Below are 16,626 nucleotides of genomic sequence, written 5' to 3'. Positions count from 1 at the left end.
GCAGGTCAACTTTCAGCCTCACCGAACTTGACCTGTCTGAAGCTTCACACCTTAGAACGGTCTCGACGGTCGAGAATCGGTGTGAGCGGACAACGCAGCGGATGTATCAAATCTCAGAATTGGCGGAGAGTGTAGGAGTCTCGCGTGCGACGCTGCTCTATTACGAGAAGCTCGGGCTGCTGAAGGGCAAACGTCAGGCGAACGGCTATCGCGTCTACACAGACGCCGACCGGCAGCGCCTGCACCTGATGCAGCAGCTTCAGGCCGGCGGGCAGAACTTGCAGGAATGTCAGGCCTGCCTCGATGGCAAGCTCAACCGCGACATTCTGTGCCAGCGCCTGGCCGTGCTGGACGCGGAGATCGCCGAAAAAGGCAAGTCGCGCGACCTTCTGGCGGCTCTGCTCGGACGGTCAAGCCTCAAGGACTGGCACGAAGAGGTCGAGCGCGTCGCACCCGATCTGCACCGCGCATGGCTGATGTCGCAGGGGTTTTCCAGCGCGGAGGCCGGGCTGGTCGCGATGGTGTCCAAGGACATGAACGCCCACGAAGCCTACATGGCGGGCTTCATGGAGGTGTTCGCCGGCCTTGGCTGGTGGGGCCCGGGAACGGCCGACGCGACACGCCGGACGCTCGGCATGCTGCCCTTCGCGCCCGGGACGATCCTTGAGATCGGCTGCGGCCCCGGCATGGCGACGATGACACTCGCCGAGGCAACGCGGGCGCGGATCACGGCAACCGACACGGCCGAGGTTGCGCTCGACAAGCTCAGGGCGCGGATCGCAGCGGGCGGGTTCGCCGACCAGATCGCGGTGCAGAACGTCGACATGGCCGCACTTCCGGCCCCCGAGCGTCCCTGGGATGTGATCTGGGCCGAGGGCAGCGCCTACATCATCGGCGTCGAGCGCGCCCTGCGCGACTGGCGGCAACTCTGCGCCCCGGCGGCGTTCTCGTGGTCTCCGACATGGTCTGGCGGACCGACACGCCCGACGACGAGATCCGCGCCTTCTGGGCCTCGAAATATCCCGCGATGGCGACGCGCCTGCGATCCGCGTCGCACAGGCCATGCGCGCGGGCTACCGCGTCCTCGGTCATTTCGACATTGCGTCGGAGGGGATGGAGACCTACTATCGCCCGCTCGCCGCGGGGCTCGAGGCCTTGGAGTCGGATCTCGCGGGAAGTCATGTCCTCAAAGACCTGCGCCGCGAGATCGCCATGTTCGTGGCTGGATACGGGCAGTTCGGCTGCGAGATGTTCGTGCTGGAGCGAGTCTGACCCCGCCTGGCACCAGAGAGGATTGAGACATGGATTATATCGAGGAGTTCACCCCGCACGCCGAGGCTATCGCAGAGCTTTTCGCGGCGACCTTCACCGCCTCCGAGGGCGCGGAGGAAGGCGCGCTGATCGGCGCCCTCGCGCGCCGCCTGATTGCGGAGACGCCCACCGAGAACATGCGCGTCGTCACCGCTTGGGAGGACGGCGCGCTTCTCGGCGGCATATTCTTCACGCGGCTGACCTACGCAGGCGATCCACGCAAGGTTTTCATTACGGCCCCCGTGGCGGTGGCGACGGCGCATCAGGGCAAGGGCATCGGGCAGCGGATGATCGCCCACGGTCTCGACGCGCTCCGGCAGGAGGGCGTGGACATCGCCGTGACCTATGGCGATCCGGCCTTCTACAGCCGCGTCGGGTTCAAACCCGTCGCGGAAGTCGACCTGCCTGCGCCACAACCGCTCCAACAGCCACAAGGCTGGATCGCCCAATCCCTGACCGATGCGCCGCTGACGCCTCTGCGCGGCCCCGCCCGCTGCGTCGCCGTCCTCGACGATCCGGCGCTGTGGTAGGCCCATGGTCCGCGATTACTCCGCATTCCTGCCGGGTGGCGCACCCGCACGCCGCGAGCCCACGGCGCTGGAACGCCTAGGCTGGGGCCCCGTCTTCGCGAGGCAGATCGACGCCGATGCGCTGAACGCCACGCCGCCGGTGCGCGTCGTTGCCGTGCATCGCAGCGGATTGCAGGTGGCGGGCGACGGCATCGACGAGACGATCCCGCCGGGACCGGACGCCACGGTGGGCGACTGGCTGCGGCTCGATCGCGCGCGCCCCCGGGCAAGCCGGGTGCTGGACCGCAAGAGCCTGATCAAACGCCGCGCGCCGGGCACCGGCCGCGAGGTGCAACTGATCGCGGCGAACATCGACACCGTCTTCGTCGTCACCTCCTGCAACGCGGATTTCAACGTGGCGCGGCTGGAGCGCTACGTCGCCTTGACCTTCGAAGCCGGGATCGACCCGGTGATCGTTCTGACCAAGACGGATCTGACCGACGACACCACGCCCTTTGTCGAAGCGGCGAGAGCCGTGTCGGAGCGGGTGCCGGTCGTGGCGCTGGACGCCCGCGGGATCGAAGCGGCGCAGGCGCTGGCGGACTGGTGCAAGCCCGGCCGCACTATTGCTTTCCTCGGCTCTTCCGGCGTGGGCAAATCCACCCTGACGAACGCGCTCCTCGGCGCGCAGGCCATCGCCACGCAAGGCATCCGCGAGGACGACGCGAGGGGCCGGCACACCACGACCCGCCGCGAGTTGCATGGCACACCGAACGGCTGCCTCGTCCTCGACACACCGGGCATGCGCGAATTGCAGCTGACCAATGCCGCCACGGGCATCGCCGGCGTGTTCGATGATATCGAGGCGCTGGCCGCCCGCTGCCGCTTCACCGACTGCCGACACGAGACCGAGCCCGGCTGCACCATCCTGACCGCAATCGAAGACGGCAGCCTCAACCCGGCGCGGCTCGCGCGCTGGCGCAAGCTCCAGGCCGAGGACGCCTTCAACTCCGCCAGCTTCGCGGAACGCCGCGAAAAGGACCGCGCCTTCGGCAAACTCGTGCGCAGTGCAGTGAAGGCGAAATTGAATCGAAAGCGATAGTTCCCAGTGCTACCAACCCGGTCCACTTCGGGCTTGGAGCGGACAGCGCGCTGCGCGTTTCTGAAACGCCTATCTGCACCATAAATGTATAGATCTGGCATCAAGGCCAGCATAGCCCGTATTCCTCCGAGCGCCGCAGCTGCTTGCCGACAGTCCCGTGAAGCAAGACGCGCATCTGGTCAACTACTGGGATCGGCTTCCAGTTCGTCGTCGATTTTTCCCGCTCTATACCGGCCTTCTTGGTCCATTGCTTAACCACTTCCCGGACGGGGTCGCGATGGTTCCACCGCCAGACGATCTCGTCGAGGTATCGCTGGAGGTGTTGTCGACCGAGGTTGCCCGCAGCGCCGCCATAGAGAGGACTCGAAGACATACCGACGATTGCGCTTTGCACTTGATGACGGCAGCTTGTCAATCGGCTCGTATTCTGACCCCCTATCAGCGTCCAACAGTGCCCCCCTGGGCGCGCGGGTAGGCACGAGATCACTGAGGTCATGAAGGCTCCTTGCTGCTGGTATTCCCAAGGTAAGTAAGCCGAGCGATCTGGCCTTCATGTTTCTCGAACACGGCAACCCACACGTTTGAGAGAGACAATTCGTCAGCTAACCGTGAGATCTCCGCGGTAGAGGGGCCCCAACTTTCTGGCACAACCAGGATGGACTTCCGACCATCCGCCGCTCGAAGTGCTGCCATCGCAAGGGTCTCCATGAGGTATCGGCGATGCCGCGTGCCGCGATGTGCCTTGCATTCCACAGCGGCGACCGGTCGCCCGTCTCGTAGGACGGTGAAGTCCGATGGGACGAGATTGTCCTTCGAGGTGCGAACGATTTCGACATCGTGACCGAACTCGAGCTTCGAGGGATGTTTTTTGAGGAACGTGAAAACCTCCTCTTCGAAAGCCATCGCCCGTTTCATCCGCACATGCCCCGCGACACGCCGACCGTGCTCTCGCTCGGCGCGCCGCAGAGCGATGTCGAGTTGCCTTCTCGAGATCTGGCCACAAAAAAACCTTGGCGCGAGTTCGTCAGCTAACTTCTTGGAAACAATTGAAATCTGAGAGAGCGTAAGAACTCCAGTCATGGGGATCTTCGCGTTTTCTTCTTCCAGCGCTTTGGGAGCGTTCTCCTTCATCCAATTTACTGCCGCGAGAGGGTTCCTGAGGCTCGCCGGTTCGACGCCGCGTAGCTGCGCTACGTGCGCAAGCAGCTGGCTGGCGTCCTGGAAACCGTATTGAGCAGGGTCGTCGCAGGCAGTCGAAAGAGCCTGTCCGAAAGCGATCCAGTTGCGATTATCAGCGAGCTCTCTCAGCGAAGGATTTGGTGCCATATAGGAATGATAGCGAGAATTAACTCATAAAAACAGCGCTTTGCATGTTATTGTCAATAACGACTCGAGGACCACGAAATGAAAATTGACCGGAAAAACGCCCAGTTGCGCGGCGCGTTCAGAAGCGTGGGCTGAAGAAGAAGGCCCACTACTCCTCGGCTGGCGGCGCGCATCTGCTGTAATTGGAAAGCCGCTTGGAGGTGAGTGGGGCAATCGCGATGGGTCTCAACCCACGCGTGCTCTCGATCCGCTCTCAACCGATGACCCTCGACCTTGTCACCGGTCGAGCATATCCAAGTGTCGAAGCGCTAAATCATGCCCAAAAACTCTACGGGCTGCGGTGCCTGAAATACACACCTGACTTTGAGGCCGACCTCGGTGGCACGAAAATGATCGTCGAGGTCAAGCATAGCGAATTGATCAACCGACACCCCATGGTTCTCGAATATCCGGGCATCCTGGCTCGGTATCGTTACTGTCTGATCATTCTTCTTGCAGGATCCCAAAACACTCGGTCAAGATCAATGATCTTCATTAGCGGTTTCTGTGATAGTTCGATGCCAAGATCGACCGCGCCTCTACCGATGGCCCATGTGGCGTCGATGACACGTCCGGCTGAGGGGCAGAGGTTCCAGGCGTGAGAGAACGGGAGCGCCCCCAGTTCGACGACCCATCCATTGCCCTCACAGTAAGGAAATAACGGTATGTAACGAGGCAATACCGCACACATACCAGCACTCGCAGTCGCCCAGCAGGTTCTTCGACCGGCCAAAGATACAGGGGCTGTTCCTGCCCCTGCGAAACATCCCCGCTCCTCGACCTTCTGGAAGGAACGCGTCGCGCGAACGGTTCATCTCCTGCCCGCGGCACGGACAACTATGTCATGTTCGATCAAATGGCCGGTCCAGATGCTCACGTTCAACCAGCAGCGGTCTAAACAGGCAACTGGTGGATCATTGCACGGGGGCGGCCATTCTCCGCCCAAAGGAACGCCACCGTGATCGGCAGCCGGAAGCGGCGGGGGCCGGCCGCCCCGGGGTTCAACCAGAGAATGGAGCCGGTCTCTTCAATGCTGGGCTTGTGCGAATGGCCTGAGATTACAACATTCCGGCATTGGGCCTCCGGATCGACCTGTAGATCCTTGCGGTCATGGATCATGTAAATGTTCAGCCCGTGGATCGTGAGGCTCACCGTTCGGGGCAGGTCTTCGGCCCAGGGACTGCGGTCGATGTTGCCGCGTATTGCCGTCAAAGGCGCTATGCGGGCGAGAGCGTGGAGATGTTCGGGATCGCCGATGTCTCTTGCATGCAGGATGTGGCCGACGCCTTGCAGAGCTTCCAGCGCTTCGGGTCGGAGCAGGCCGTGAGTTTCGGAGATGACACCGACAAGCTCGTCAAGAGGTGGTGGGCGTAAAGACTGAGCAGGGGAAGCCTCGGTGGTCATCGAAGACAGTTCTGAATGTGGTTGGCTCCTCGGGGATTGGTTTTGCACGACGGTAGAATGCGGACGGCTACATCAGGCAGACTGGGCGTTCCTCCTACATTCTCACCCTTTTCTCGGGGAGTTGCTTGGCGGCTCGTGCTAATCAAGGTCGAGGTCGATATCCGAACTGACGCGGCCGCGGGCCTTCACGAAAGCATCGCTGAAGGCATCTTCGCTATCGATCTGCCTGTCCGAGATGCGCAGCGCGAAGTTGCCACCGCACGCAATCACGTAGCGCTCGATGGACGCAAGGCTTGGCACAGGCCCGGCCAGAGATTCCAGCCGTGCGACCATCGATTGGGTCATACCCGCGGCCGCCGCAACTTCCTCCTGGGTTAGTCCTCGTGCATCGCGTAAAGCGCGCAGTTTCACGGCGATCTCACGCTTGCGGGCGTTCTTGGCTTGGAGCTCCGCCAGCTTTGGATGCGCGCGATGGAGCGTGCTTCGGAGTGATGTGTAACTCTTACCCATAATCAGGATCTCCATCGTGGAGCCGTAGTATAGCACATTTGCTATGAATTGATTTGTTACTTGAGAGGGTTTTGACTCGCATCTGGTCAGTCTGGCCAACCTCGTCACTTGAGGCCTGCCTGTCCTGTCCCCCCACTTACAAGCAGACCGGCACTTGGACTCGTTTCGGGTAGTGCAATCAGGCGCATTGGCGCGCCCCGTCAAGAAACCTCGTCAGCTACCCGAACGGCTTGCTCCCTGACGGTGTCGAAGGCCTGTGGGGAGAGGGGCTCGTCTTGCGCACTCTTACGACCTTCATCGAGAAGTGCGCGAAGTGCCTGCCGATCCAGGTCGCGCCGGATCAGATCGCGCACATATTCGCTGGCAGTGCCGTAGCCGCGTGCCATTGCCTGAGCGTCCACTGCTGAGCGCATGCATTCGGCAAGGAGATGTTCATCGTAACCATGCGAGCAAATTGAGGCCTTCAGAGGATTTTAGCAAGACGACGGGTTGATGCCGGCCGAGGGCGGGCTGCCCGGATCAAGCGCAGGAAGTGTCTGCATTCTAATCGAAGGGAAGCTGTCGCCAGCGCGCTCAGCCTCGTGGACGGCCTTTTTCGTCTAACAGAAAGCGCCTTCTATAGACGACGTGACGACCCGAAAAAATATTCGTGCAGGTCGCGAAAAAAATTGCGCGCGGAACGCAGCTAAGACCTTGATCCCCCGCGGGCCATTCGAAAAAATATCCGGACCCCTACAGTGTTTCTCGGCCGGCGCGATTTCTTCTGAAGACGTGATGACGTTCACTGGCGTTTCGGCAGTCCGCTGCGCGTTGCGTTCAGGATGGCCAGCGACCGGCCGAGGAAGAGGCCGGAGGCCAGCCCGGCGATCAGGGTGAACCCGGCTTGAAACCCGGGGCTGGAGGCGAGGTGTGGCGCCATGGCGGTCACCGCGCCGGCCGCGAAGTTCGCGAGGAAGATGGACAGGAGCATCACCAGTGTCAGGGGTTCGCCCTTGAGCGCGACGCGGGAGTCGTCGCGTCCGGTGATCCAGCGCGGCTGGAAGCGCCAGCCGATGAATGCGCCCGCGCCATAGCTGGCCGCGAAGAGGGCCCAGAGTTCGGGCGATGGGCGCAGCCCGGCCACCGCGTTCACCGCGAGGATCGCGAGGAGCGGCATCAGTGTGAACGGCCAGACCCGGCTCACTCGGTTGCGCATTGCGCGCAGACCGATGATCAGCAGAACGCCCAGAAGGGGCCAGACCCAGACCGGCGCGCCGGTCAACACACCGCTCAGCATTTGTCCGCGTCCTGTTGCATGCTGCGGTGGCCCGCGCGCGCCACCCAATCCCGTCTGTCCCGGACAGTATCCATCTCGTGTTTTCCTTTCGGACTGGCTCCAACTGGGCTAAGGGATGGCGCGACAACGCTCTCAAAACAACGCGCTTTTCGTGAAATGCAGGCCGCGCTTCGTGAATGACATCGACCCCAAGGGCAAACCGCGCGAGCGCCCCGCGCTCCATATGCCAGAGCAAGCGACGGGCTATGCGCTGACGGTCGCGTTCCTGACCGTGTTGGCGCCGTTCTCGACCTCCGACTTGCCCGCGCCGAGCCGCGCCGCCTATTGGGCGCTGAGTATCGGGGCCGGATGGGCGCAGGTTCTCGGGCTGATCCTGCTGATGCGCCGTGTGAAATTCTTCGACCAGCGCCCGGCGATTCTGCGCCCCATCGCGGCGTTCGCGCTCGCCTTCTTGCCGATCGTCTTCATCGCCGGTCAGGTCGACGGGGTGTTCCGCCCCGAGGCTGGCGGCGCGCCGATCTGGATCATGCTGGTGAACGTGGGCGCGGTTTTCGTCCTGGTGTCGGGCATCCTCCTGGCCCGGATTCGCCCGAGACTGGATCCGCCTGCGCCCCCGCCCGCGCGCAACGCGTTTCTGGATCGCCTGTCGCCGCAAATGGGCACCGCTCTGATCTCGCTCACGGCGCAGGATCACTACGTCGAGGTGACGACGGGCAAGGGTCAGGAGCTGATCCACATGCGCCTGTCGGACGCCATCGAGGAGCTGGCCGAGTATCCCGGTTTGCGGATTCACCGCTCGCACTGGATATCCAGCCATGCGTTTCTCGGGACCAGCCGCGCAAACGGGTCGTTGCTGGCGCATCTCTGTGACGGCCGCGCCCTACCTGTCTCGCGGTCCTACGCGCCGGAGGTGCGGCGCATGCGGCCGATCCGGCCGAGTCCGGTCCCGGCGCCCTAGCTCTGGCCTGATCCCACTTGGCGCGACGGAATATTTCGCGCTTGGGTAGAATCAAGCAACCTTTGGTCGATCTGATCGCTCAAAAATTCAGCACTTGGTCGGAGGGAAGGCAAGATCGCCGCGAAATCTCTTTGACATGCCTGAGGACGCCCGACATCCTTAGGTGAACATAGTTGGCAAAAGCGCCTCGCACTCCTCAATTTGTCCTTCGGGCGGATGACGGGTGCGGGGCGCTTTTTCGTTTCTGGAGTGATCACTTGACCCGCACCATCGATCTCGGGCTGCTTTTCTCGACCACCGGCCCCTACCATCTCATGGGCCAGGCCAGCCTTGCGGGCGCGTTGAAAGCCATCGCCCAGGTGAACGCCGATCCGTCTCTGGGCATCGCCTTTCGCGCTGTCGTGCGTGATCCGGGCGGGGATATCGATGCCTATGCGCCGCTTTGCGAGGAGATCCTGAAAACCAGCGGCGCGCGCCATGTGATCGGCTGCACCACGTCCTGGAGCCGCAAGGAGGTCATCCCCAGCCTTGAGCGGATGGGCGGGGTGCTGTGGTACCCGACGCCCTACGAAGGGTTCGAGGCGTCGGACCGGGTGGTCTATGCCCATGCCTGCCCGAATCAGCATCTCCTACCTCTGCTGGACCATTGCTTCTCGGCCCATGGCAAGCGGGTCTATCTCACCGGCTCGAACTATATCTGGGGCTGGGAAATGAACCGGATCGCGCGCGAGGCGAGCGGCGGTGTGGGCGGCGATGTGCTGGGCGAGCGCTATGTGCCGATCGGATCGACCGACATCTCGCGGCTGGTCGATGAGATCGCCGCGCTGAAGCCCGATTTCGTGTTGAACCAGCTGATCGGCCCCTCGCAATACGCCTTTCTCGAGGCCATGGCCGAGCTGCGCGCGCGGGATGCCGAGTTTGCCGAGGGGCGCTGCCCGATCCTGTCGTGCAACATGACCGAGGCCGAACTGCCGGTCATTGGCGCTGCTGCGGAGGGGGTGATTTCCGCCGGGCCGTGGTTCCGGGGGCTGACCCCGGCGCTGCCCGGCAATGAAGGGCGCGAGGATTTCGGATCCTCCTTCGAGGCGGCGGCCCATGCGTCGGTCATGATGCTGGCGCGGCTGCTCGCCAATGCGCCGGAGGCCGAGACGCTGCCCCTGCCGGATTTGCTCGCCCTGCCCGGCGCCGATGCCGTGGGGATCAGCGCGCGGACCCACCACGTGACACTACCGGTGGCGATCGCGCAGGTGCGCGACGGGGCCTTCGTACCGCTCCGGACCTATGCTCCGATCGAGGGCGATCCGTACCTCACGCGGAGCCAGATGCCCGAGGTCCGGCCCCTGATCAAGGTGGCCACATGAGACGCCGCCTGAGCATTCCGGAGCTTGGCGGCGCGCGTGCGGCGATCCTGCACCGGCCCCACGCCACGGTCACGGCCCTGACCCGGCAGCTCGAGGCGGTGGGCCTTCAGGTCGACTGTCACTGGCCGGAGCTACCGGCGTCGGCGCGGGCTGCCGACTATCTCTTCATCGACGTGGATACCGCCCATGACGATCAGTTTCCGTGGGATCCGGGCGAGGCGCCGTTGCCGACCATCGCCCTCATCGGCTCCGAAGCGCCGGGCCGGATCGAATGGCTCATGACCTTTGGCGCCGACGCGCAGATCCTCAAGCCGGTGGGGGACAACGGTGTCTATTCCGCGCTCCTGATCGCCCGGGCGACCTTCGATGCGCGCATCGGGCTGGCGGGCGAGATCGACGCGCTGCGCCAACGGCTTGGCCAGCGGCAGACGGTGGTGCAGGCGGTGGCGCTTCTGGCGGCGCGCGGCAAGAGCGAAAACGAGGCCTATGAGCAGCTCCGCGGGATGGCGATGGCCTGGCGGATCAGCTTCGAGGACGCGGCCGCGCGCATCGTCTCGTCCGTGGGTGGCCCGCAGGACACCCAACCGCCGCAGGGACGCAAGAATGTCTGAGCCGGTCCAGACCGCGCCCGCGCCCGCCGCCCTCCCGGCCGGCACATTGCGCCGCCTGATGCGCCGGAAACTGGCGCTGTTCGGCCTGGCGATCATCTTCCTGGTCGTGGGCGGCGCGGTCTTCGCGCCCTGGATCGCCCCCTACGCGCCGGATGACCAGCTCTTCGAGGGGCTCACGCTCTTCGGCGAGCCGATGCCCCCGAGCGCAGCGTTCTTGATGGGAACGGACCTGCTGGGCCGCGATCTCTTCTCGCGTATGCTCTATGGCGCCCAGACCTCACTGATCATCGGCGTGGTGGCCAATGGCGTCGCCCTCGTGATCGGTACGCTGGTGGGCGTTCTGGCCGGTTTCCTGCGCGGGTGGATCGGCGCGGTTCTGATGCGGTTCACCGATCTGATGATGGCGTTTCCGGCGCTTTTGCTGGCGATTTGCCTCGCGGCGATCTTCCAGCCCTCGCTCTGGATCGTTGCCATGGTGATCGCGCTCGTCAACTGGGTCCAGACCGCGCGGGTGGTCTATACCGAGACGACCTCGCTCGCGGAGCGCGAATTCATCGCCGCGGAAAAGACGCTCGGCGCGTCCCGCGCACGTATCCTCTTCAAGCATATCCTGCCCCACCTCATCCCGACGCTCATCGTCTGGGGCACTCTGGGGATCTCCGTCACCGTGCTGCTGGAGGCGACGCTCTCCTTCCTCGGGGTCGGTGTCCAGCCGCCGACGCCGAGCTGGGGCAACATCATCTTCGAAAACCAGACCTATTTTCAGGCCGCCCCCTGGCTCGTCTTCATCCCCGGCGCTGCGATCCTGCTGCTCGCGCTGGCCTTCAACCTCGTCGGCGACGCGCTGCGCGATGTGCTCGACCCGACCCAGAGGGGGAACGACTGATGGCCGGCTATCTCTTCCGCCGCCTTGTGCAATCGGCGCTGATCCTGCTCGGGGTGAGCTTCATCACCTTCGTGCTGCTCTACGTGCTTCCCGCCGATCCGGTGCGCCAGATCGCCGGCCGCTCGGCCACCGCGCAGACCGTAGAGAACATCCGCCAGCAGCTCGGCCTCGATCAGCCGATGCTGGTTCAATACTGGCGCTATCTCACCGGTCTGGTGCAGGGCGACATGGGCCGCAGCTACCTGCAGAAGACCGAGGTTTCGACCCTGATCGCCGCCCGTCTGCCCGCGTCGCTCCTGCTGATGGCGGGGGGCATCGCCTGCGAATTGCTGATCGGCCTCACCCTCGGCGTCGTCGCGGCCGTTTTCCGCGGCCGCCCGCTGGATCAGGGGCTTATGGTGGTATCCTTCGTCGCGGTTTCGGCGCCGCAATTCGTGGTCGGCCTGCTACTGCTCTACGTCTTCGCAGTCCAGCTCGGCTGGTTCCCCATCGGCGGCTATGGGACCGCCGCGCATCTGGTGCTGCCCGCCGTGACGCTCGGGATCATGGGCTCGGGCTGGTATTCGCGGATGATGCGCTCGTCGATGGTCGAGGTGCTGCGACAGGACTACATCCGCACCGCCCGCGCCAAGGGCCTGACCCGCGCGCGCATCCTGATCCGCCATGCCCTGCCCAATGCGATTCTCCCGATCATCGCGATGATCGGGATCGATATCGGCATCTTCATGGGCGGGATCGTCGTGGTCGAAAGCGTCTTCGGCTGGCCCGGCATCGGCCAGCTCGCCTGGCAGGCGATCCAACGCGTCGACATCCCCGTGATCATGGGCGTCACCATGGTCTCGGCCGCGGCGATCGTCCTTGGCAACCTTCTGGCCGACCTCATTACCCCGCTCATCGATCCGCGCATCAAGCTGCGATGAGCCAACACCAAGCCACCACTCACCACCAACCAACAGGGAAAAACACGATGAAAAACCTCCTCCTCACCACTGCGCTGCTGGCCGCCACCGCGCTGCCCGCCGTCGCCCAGCAGTACACGCCGGACCCGAACGCCACGCCGGGCGGCATGATCACCATCACCTACAAGGACGACGTCGCCACGCTCGATCCCGCCATCGGCTACGACTGGCAGAACTGGTCGATGATCAAGTCGCTCTTCGATGGGCTGATGGACTATGTCCCCGGCACCACAGAGCTGCGCCCCGGTCTGGCCGAGAGCTACGAGATCTCCGAAGACGGCACCGTCTTCACCTTCACCCTCCGCGATGGCGTGACCTTCCACAACGGGCGCGAGATGACGGCCGAGGATGTGAAATACTCGCTCGATCGTGTGACCACGCCGGAAACCCAATCCCCCGGGGCCGGGTTCTTTGCCTCCATCGCCGGGTTCGACGCGATCTCCTCGGGTGAGGCGGATACGCTCTCGGGCGTCGAGGTTGTCGATCCCAGGACGATCAAGATCTCCCTCTCGCGCCCCGACGCGACCTTCCTTCACGTGATGGCGCTCAACTTCGCCTCCATCGTGCCGCAAGAGGCCGTGGCCGAGCATGGCACCGATTTCGGCAAGCACCCCGTCGGCACCGGCGCGTTCAAGCTCGACGAGTGGACCATCGGCCAGCGGCTGGTCTTTGCCAAGAACGAGGACTACTGGCGCGATGGCGTACCGTATCTTGACGGGCTGACCTTCGAGGTGGGCCAGGAGCCGATCGTCGCTCTGCTGCGTCTGCAACAGGGCGAAGTGGATGTGCCCGGCGATGGCATTCCGCCCGCCAAGTTCCAGGAAGTCATGGGCGATCCGGCTCAGGCCGAGCGCGTCGTCGAGGGCGGCCAGCTCCACACCGGCTACATCACGCTCAACGTCGGGATCGAGCCGCTCGACAAGCTGCCGGTGCGCGAAGCGATCAACATGGCGATCAACAAGGAGCGCATTACCCAGATCATCAACGGCCGCGCCGTCCCCGCGACCCAGCCGCTGCCGCCGACCATGCCGGGCTACACCGAGGGCTTTGAGGGGTTTGCCTTTGACATCGAGGGCGCCAAGGCCAAGCTCGCCGAGGCCGGGCTCGAAGAGGGCTTCTCCACCGAGCTCTACGTCATGAACACCGACCCTAACCCGCGCATCGCGCAGGCGATCCAGCAGGATCTCAAGGCGATCGGCGTCGATGTCGAGATCCGCAGCCTCGCGCAGGCCAACGTGATCGAAGCGGGCGGTGCGGGCGAAGCGCCGATGATCTGGTCCGGCGGGATGGCATGGATCGCGGACTTCCCCGATCCCTCCAACTTCTACGGGCCCATTCTCGGCTGCGCAGGCGCCGGCGAAGGCGGCTGGAACTGGTCCAAGTTCTGCGACGAGAGCATCGACGCGATGGCCACGGCTGCCGACAGCATGACCGACCCCTCCGCCCCGGAGCGGCTCGAGATGTGGTCCGACACCTATATGAAGGTGATGGAGCAGGCGCCCTGGGTCCCGGTGTTCAACGAACAGCGCTACACGATGAAGTCGGAGCGCATGGGCGGGGATGACGCGCTCTACGTCGATCCGGTGTCGATCCCGGTCAACTACGACTACGTCTACGTGACCGAGTAACGCCATGTGCAAAGCCTGTGATTACACGATCCATGGCGCACAGCACCATTTCGGCTGGGACAACTCCGTTGCCCCGGTCGAGACGGTCGCGCCGGGGACGACAATCTGCTTCAACTGCATGGATTCTTCGGCGGGCCAGCTTGGCCCGTCGAGCACCGTCGAGGACGTCAAGGCGCTCGATTTCGGCAAGATCAACCCGGTGTCCGGCCCGATCTATATCGACGGGGCCGAGCCCGGGGACGCGCTGAAGATCACGCTGGACGGGTTCGCCCCCCGCGAGGAGGAGGGCAGCGCCTGGGGCTGGACCGCCAACATTCCGGGCTTCGGCCTGCTGGCGGATCAGTTCGAGGACCCGGCGCTGACGATCTGGAAATACGATGCCAAGACCCTTGAGCCCGCGCTTTGGGGCGATATGGGCCGCGTGCCACTCAAGCCCTTCACCGGGACGATCGGCGTGGCCATGGCCGAGCCGGGGTTGCATTCCATCGTGCCGCCGCGGCGGACGGGGGGCAATCTCGACATCCGTGATCTCGCCGCCGGATCGGAGCTCTATCTCCCGGTCGAAGTGGCCGGCGCGCTGTTTTCGGTGGGCGACACCCACGCCGCGCAGGGCGATGGCGAGGTCTGCGGCACGGCGATCGAGAGCCCGATGGATGTCACCCTGACGCTCGATCTGGTGAAGGGCGCAAACCTCAAGATGCCGCGCTTCACCACCCCCGGCCCGGTCACGCGGCACCTTGACGCCAAGGGCTACGAGGTCACCACCGGGGTCGGGCCCGACCTGATGAGCGGCGCCCGCGATGCGGTCTCGGGCATGATCGACCTGCTGACGGCGCGCTACGGGATGTCGGCGGTCGAGGCCTACATGCTGGTGTCCACCTGCGGGGATCTGCGGATTTCCGAGATCGTGGACATGCCCAACTGGGTCGTGTCGTTCTACTTCCCGAGGCTCGTTCTCGAATGAGCCAGTCGCAAACCGCAACCGCCCCTTCGGGGGCGACTGCACCCCTTCTGTCGGTGCGCGATCTGACCGTGTCGGTCCGGGATCGCGGCGTGGTGCGCCCGCTGGTGGCGGGGCTCAGCTTCGATCTGAATGCGGGCGAGACGCTGGCCATCGCGGGCGAGAGCGGGTCGGGCAAGTCGATCACCTCGCTCGCGCTGATGGGGCTCTTGCCCAACAACGTCTCGGTCACCGCGGGCCAGGCGCTTCTGGAGGGGACGGACCTGCCGCAACTGCCGGAGGCGCAGATGAGACGCTGGCGCGGCGCGCGGCTGGCGATGATCTTTCAGGAGCCGATGACCTCGCTCAACCCGGTCCACACCATCGGTAGCCAGATGACCGAGGCGATCCGCGCGCACGAGCCCGTCACCGCCGCCGCCGCCCGCGCCGCCGCCATCGAGGCGCTGCGCAAGGTGCGCATCCCCGAGCCCGACCGGCGGATGAAACAATACCCGCATGAGCTTTCGGGCGGCATGCGCCAGCGTGTCATGATCGCCATGGCGCTGGCCCTGCGCCCCGCCTTGCTGATCGCGGATGAGCCGACCACGGCGCTCGATGTGACCGTCCAGCGCGAGGTTCTGGACCTGCTGCGCGCGCTTCAGGCCGAAACCGGCACCGCCATCATCCTGATCACCCACGATATGGGCGTTGTCGCCGAGAGCGCCGATCGCGTCGTGGTGATGCGGCAAGGGCGGATGATCGAGAGCGCGCCGGTCCGGGATCTCTTTGCCGCCCCGCAGCAGGACTACACGCGCAAACTCCTCGCCGCCGTCCCCCGCCTCGGCGCGGGCGCCGAGCGCGCCAAGCCGCTGCCCCCCGCGGCGCCCGCCCCCGTGGCCCGGCTTGTCGATGCGCGGGTGCATTTCGACATCGGTGCGAATTTCCTCGGCCGGCCGACCCACCGCGTTCATGCGGTTGAGGGGGTGAGCTTCGACATCCGGCCGGGCGAGACGTTTGGCCTCGTCGGGGAATCGGGGTGCGGCAAATCCACCATCGCCAAGGCGCTGGCTGGCCTCGTGCCCCATCGCGGCCATGTGGAGGTCGATGGCAAGGCGCTCGCCGGGCTGACGGCGCAGGGCAAGCGCGACATTTGCCGCGATATCCAGATGGTGTTTCAGGATCCGATGGCCGCGCTCGATCCGCGCATGACCGTCGGCGAGGCGGTGGCGGAGCCGCTCCTGATCCACGGGATCGGCACGGCCGCCGAGCGCCGCGCGCGCGCCGCCGAGCTGTTCGAGCGCGTTGGCCTGACGCCGCAGCAGATGACGCGATACCCGCATGAATTCTCGGGCGGGCAACGCCAGCGGATCTGCGTTGCGCGCGCCCTGTCGCTCAAACCCAAGCTCATCATCTGCGATGAGAGCGTCTCGGCGCTGGATGTGTCGGTGCAGGCGCAGGTGCTCGACTTGCTGGAGGAGCTCCAGCAGGAGACCGGTGTGTCCTTCCTCTTCATCAGCCATGACATGGCGGTGGTGGAAAACGTGGTGGACCGGCTCGCGGTCATGTACCTTGGCCAGATCGTCGAGATGGGAACGCGCGACCAGATTTTCACCAACCCGCAGCACGGCTATACCCGGCGCCTGCTGGACGCGGTCCCGATCCCGGACCCCGCGCGGCAACGGCCCCCGCAGCCGCAGCGCTCGACCGAGATTCCCTCGCCGATCTGGCCCATCGGGTCTTCACCGGAGAGCGTCCGGCTGCGCGACGTCGGGGGGGGTCATCTGGTGGCCGAGGAGGGCTGATCCG

The 16,626-nt window shown here is 64.7% G+C and carries 17 protein-coding genes; 12 read left to right on the top strand and 5 right to left on the bottom strand.

Going from position 1 to position 16,626, the window contains the following annotated elements:
* Window positions 1-101: 101 nt before the first annotated feature.
* From BM353_RS03785 to rsgA, 3 genes are read left to right on the top strand one after another with little or no spacing between them, the layout of a single operon-like run.
* Window positions 102-1,298 (top strand): MerR family transcriptional regulator, encoded by a 1,197-nt coding sequence (locus tag BM353_RS03785; RefSeq protein ID WP_218155455.1) that lies wholly within the window; start codon window positions 102-104, stop codon window positions 1,296-1,298.
* 3 nt (window positions 1,299-1,301) lie between these two features.
* Entirely contained in the window at window positions 1,302-1,841 is a 540-nt protein-coding gene (locus tag BM353_RS03780; RefSeq protein ID WP_092076794.1) for a GNAT family N-acetyltransferase, read from the top strand.
* A 4-nt stretch (window positions 1,842-1,845) separates the two neighbouring features.
* Window positions 1,846-2,922: a ribosome small subunit-dependent GTPase A gene (rsgA, locus tag BM353_RS03775; RefSeq protein WP_092076792.1), complete on the top strand. Its 1,077-nt coding sequence runs from the start codon at window positions 1,846-1,848 to the stop codon at window positions 2,920-2,922.
* Window positions 2,923-3,414: 492 nt separating this feature from the next.
* On the opposite strand, the gene BM353_RS03765 is transcribed toward rsgA, so the two are convergent.
* Complete coding sequence (locus tag BM353_RS03765; protein ID WP_092076788.1) at window positions 3,415-4,248, bottom strand: hypothetical protein; 834 nt, start codon at window positions 4,246-4,248, stop codon at window positions 3,415-3,417.
* A 260-nt stretch (window positions 4,249-4,508) separates the two neighbouring features.
* On the opposite strand from BM353_RS03765, the gene BM353_RS16550 reads away from it, so the two are divergent.
* On the top strand, window positions 4,509-4,889 hold the full coding sequence (locus BM353_RS16550; RefSeq protein WP_218155454.1) for a hypothetical protein: 381 nt from the start codon (window positions 4,509-4,511) through the stop codon (window positions 4,887-4,889).
* 292 nt (window positions 4,890-5,181) lie between these two features.
* On the opposite strand, the gene BM353_RS03755 is transcribed toward BM353_RS16550, so the two are convergent.
* From BM353_RS03755 to BM353_RS03740, 4 genes are all read right to left on the bottom strand, one after another.
* Window positions 5,182-5,691 carry a metallophosphoesterase family protein gene (locus BM353_RS03755; RefSeq protein WP_092076784.1) on the bottom strand — a complete coding sequence of 170 codons (510 nt, stop codon included), beginning with the start codon at window positions 5,689-5,691 and terminating at the stop codon, window positions 5,182-5,184.
* Window positions 5,692-5,829: 138 nt separating this feature from the next.
* Window positions 5,830-6,216 (bottom strand): helix-turn-helix domain-containing protein, encoded by a 387-nt coding sequence (locus BM353_RS03750; protein WP_218155453.1) that lies wholly within the window; start codon window positions 6,214-6,216, stop codon window positions 5,830-5,832.
* Between the two features lie 185 nt (window positions 6,217-6,401).
* Window positions 6,402-6,587, bottom strand: a complete 186-nt coding sequence (locus tag BM353_RS03745) for a ribbon-helix-helix domain-containing protein (protein ID WP_245759552.1) — start codon at window positions 6,585-6,587, stop codon at window positions 6,402-6,404.
* A gap of 395 nt (window positions 6,588-6,982) precedes the next feature.
* A complete protein-coding gene (locus BM353_RS03740) occupies window positions 6,983-7,525 on the bottom strand; it encodes a DUF6622 family protein (protein WP_342742204.1) in 543 nt (180 codons plus the stop codon).
* A gap of 124 nt (window positions 7,526-7,649) precedes the next feature.
* On the opposite strand from BM353_RS03740, the gene BM353_RS03735 reads away from it, so the two are divergent.
* The 8 genes from BM353_RS03735 (at window position 7,650) to BM353_RS03700 (ending at window position 16,622) form a co-directional block, all read left to right on the top strand.
* Window positions 7,650-8,435, top strand: coding sequence for a LytTR family DNA-binding domain-containing protein (locus BM353_RS03735; RefSeq protein WP_177220446.1), 786 nt, complete (start codon window positions 7,650-7,652; stop codon window positions 8,433-8,435).
* Between the two features lie 257 nt (window positions 8,436-8,692).
* The gene (locus tag BM353_RS03730) at window positions 8,693-9,796 is read left to right on the top strand and encodes a transporter substrate-binding protein (protein ID WP_092076778.1); all 1,104 of its coding nucleotides are present in this window, start codon (window positions 8,693-8,695) and stop codon (window positions 9,794-9,796) included.
* Window positions 9,793-10,407 carry an ANTAR domain-containing response regulator gene (locus BM353_RS03725; RefSeq protein ID WP_092076776.1) on the top strand — a complete coding sequence of 205 codons (615 nt, stop codon included), beginning with the start codon at window positions 9,793-9,795 and terminating at the stop codon, window positions 10,405-10,407. The genes BM353_RS03730 and BM353_RS03725 overlap by 4 nt, the downstream gene beginning before the upstream one ends.
* Window positions 10,400-11,293, top strand: coding sequence for an ABC transporter permease (locus BM353_RS03720; RefSeq protein WP_092076774.1), 894 nt, complete (start codon window positions 10,400-10,402; stop codon window positions 11,291-11,293). The genes BM353_RS03725 and BM353_RS03720 overlap by 8 nt, the downstream gene beginning before the upstream one ends.
* On the top strand, window positions 11,293-12,213 hold the full coding sequence (locus tag BM353_RS03715) for an ABC transporter permease (protein ID WP_092076772.1): 921 nt from the start codon (window positions 11,293-11,295) through the stop codon (window positions 12,211-12,213). Before BM353_RS03720 ends, BM353_RS03715 begins: the two co-directional genes overlap by 1 nt.
* A 47-nt stretch (window positions 12,214-12,260) precedes the next feature.
* A complete protein-coding gene (locus tag BM353_RS03710; protein WP_092076770.1) occupies window positions 12,261-13,880 on the top strand; it encodes an ABC transporter substrate-binding protein in 1,620 nt (539 codons plus the stop codon).
* A 4-nt stretch (window positions 13,881-13,884) separates the two neighbouring features.
* Window positions 13,885-14,844, top strand: a complete 960-nt coding sequence (locus BM353_RS03705) for an acetamidase/formamidase family protein (protein ID WP_092076767.1) — start codon at window positions 13,885-13,887, stop codon at window positions 14,842-14,844.
* The gene (locus BM353_RS03700; protein ID WP_092076765.1) at window positions 14,841-16,622 is read left to right on the top strand and encodes an ABC transporter ATP-binding protein; all 1,782 of its coding nucleotides are present in this window, start codon (window positions 14,841-14,843) and stop codon (window positions 16,620-16,622) included. Before BM353_RS03705 ends, BM353_RS03700 begins: the two co-directional genes overlap by 4 nt.
* The last annotated feature ends 4 nt before the right edge of the window (window positions 16,623-16,626 follow it).

This window comes from Poseidonocella sedimentorum (assembly GCF_900116005.1).
Classification (GTDB): Bacteria; Pseudomonadota; Alphaproteobacteria; order Rhodobacterales; family Rhodobacteraceae; genus Poseidonocella; species Poseidonocella sedimentorum.
Note: the sequence above shows the minus strand (reverse complement) of the source record. Positions and strands in the feature narration are given on the sequence as shown.

What these genes read in the sequence shown, in the direction of transcription:
- BM353_RS03705 (WP_092076767.1), top strand. Translation starts at nt 13,885, where the DNA reads ATGTGCAAAGCCTGTGATTACACGATCCATGGCGCACAGCACCATTTC.
- BM353_RS03725 (WP_092076776.1), top strand. Translation starts at nt 9,793, where the DNA reads ATGAGACGCCGCCTGAGCATTCCGGAGCTTGGCGGCGCGCGTGCGGCG.
- BM353_RS03720 (WP_092076774.1), top strand. Translation starts at nt 10,400, where the DNA reads ATGTCTGAGCCGGTCCAGACCGCGCCCGCGCCCGCCGCCCTCCCGGCC.
- rsgA (WP_092076792.1), top strand. Translation starts at nt 1,846, where the DNA reads ATGGTCCGCGATTACTCCGCATTCCTGCCGGGTGGCGCACCCGCACGC.
- BM353_RS03700 (WP_092076765.1), top strand. Translation starts at nt 14,841, where the DNA reads ATGAGCCAGTCGCAAACCGCAACCGCCCCTTCGGGGGCGACTGCACCC.
- BM353_RS03785 (WP_218155455.1), top strand. Translation starts at nt 102, where the DNA reads ATGTATCAAATCTCAGAATTGGCGGAGAGTGTAGGAGTCTCGCGTGCG.
- BM353_RS16550 (WP_218155454.1), top strand. Translation starts at nt 4,509, where the DNA reads ATGACCCTCGACCTTGTCACCGGTCGAGCATATCCAAGTGTCGAAGCG.
- BM353_RS03710 (WP_092076770.1), top strand. Translation starts at nt 12,261, where the DNA reads ATGAAAAACCTCCTCCTCACCACTGCGCTGCTGGCCGCCACCGCGCTG.
- BM353_RS03745 (WP_245759552.1), bottom strand. Translation starts at nt 6,587, where the DNA reads ATGGCACGCGGCTACGGCACTGCCAGCGAATATGTGCGCGATCTGATC.
- BM353_RS03755 (WP_092076784.1), bottom strand. Translation starts at nt 5,691, where the DNA reads ATGACCACCGAGGCTTCCCCTGCTCAGTCTTTACGCCCACCACCTCTT.
- BM353_RS03780 (WP_092076794.1), top strand. Translation starts at nt 1,302, where the DNA reads ATGGATTATATCGAGGAGTTCACCCCGCACGCCGAGGCTATCGCAGAG.
- BM353_RS03715 (WP_092076772.1), top strand. Translation starts at nt 11,293, where the DNA reads ATGGCCGGCTATCTCTTCCGCCGCCTTGTGCAATCGGCGCTGATCCTG.
- BM353_RS03750 (WP_218155453.1), bottom strand. Translation starts at nt 6,216, where the DNA reads ATGGAGATCCTGATTATGGGTAAGAGTTACACATCACTCCGAAGCACG.
- BM353_RS03765 (WP_092076788.1), bottom strand. Translation starts at nt 4,248, where the DNA reads ATGGCACCAAATCCTTCGCTGAGAGAGCTCGCTGATAATCGCAACTGG.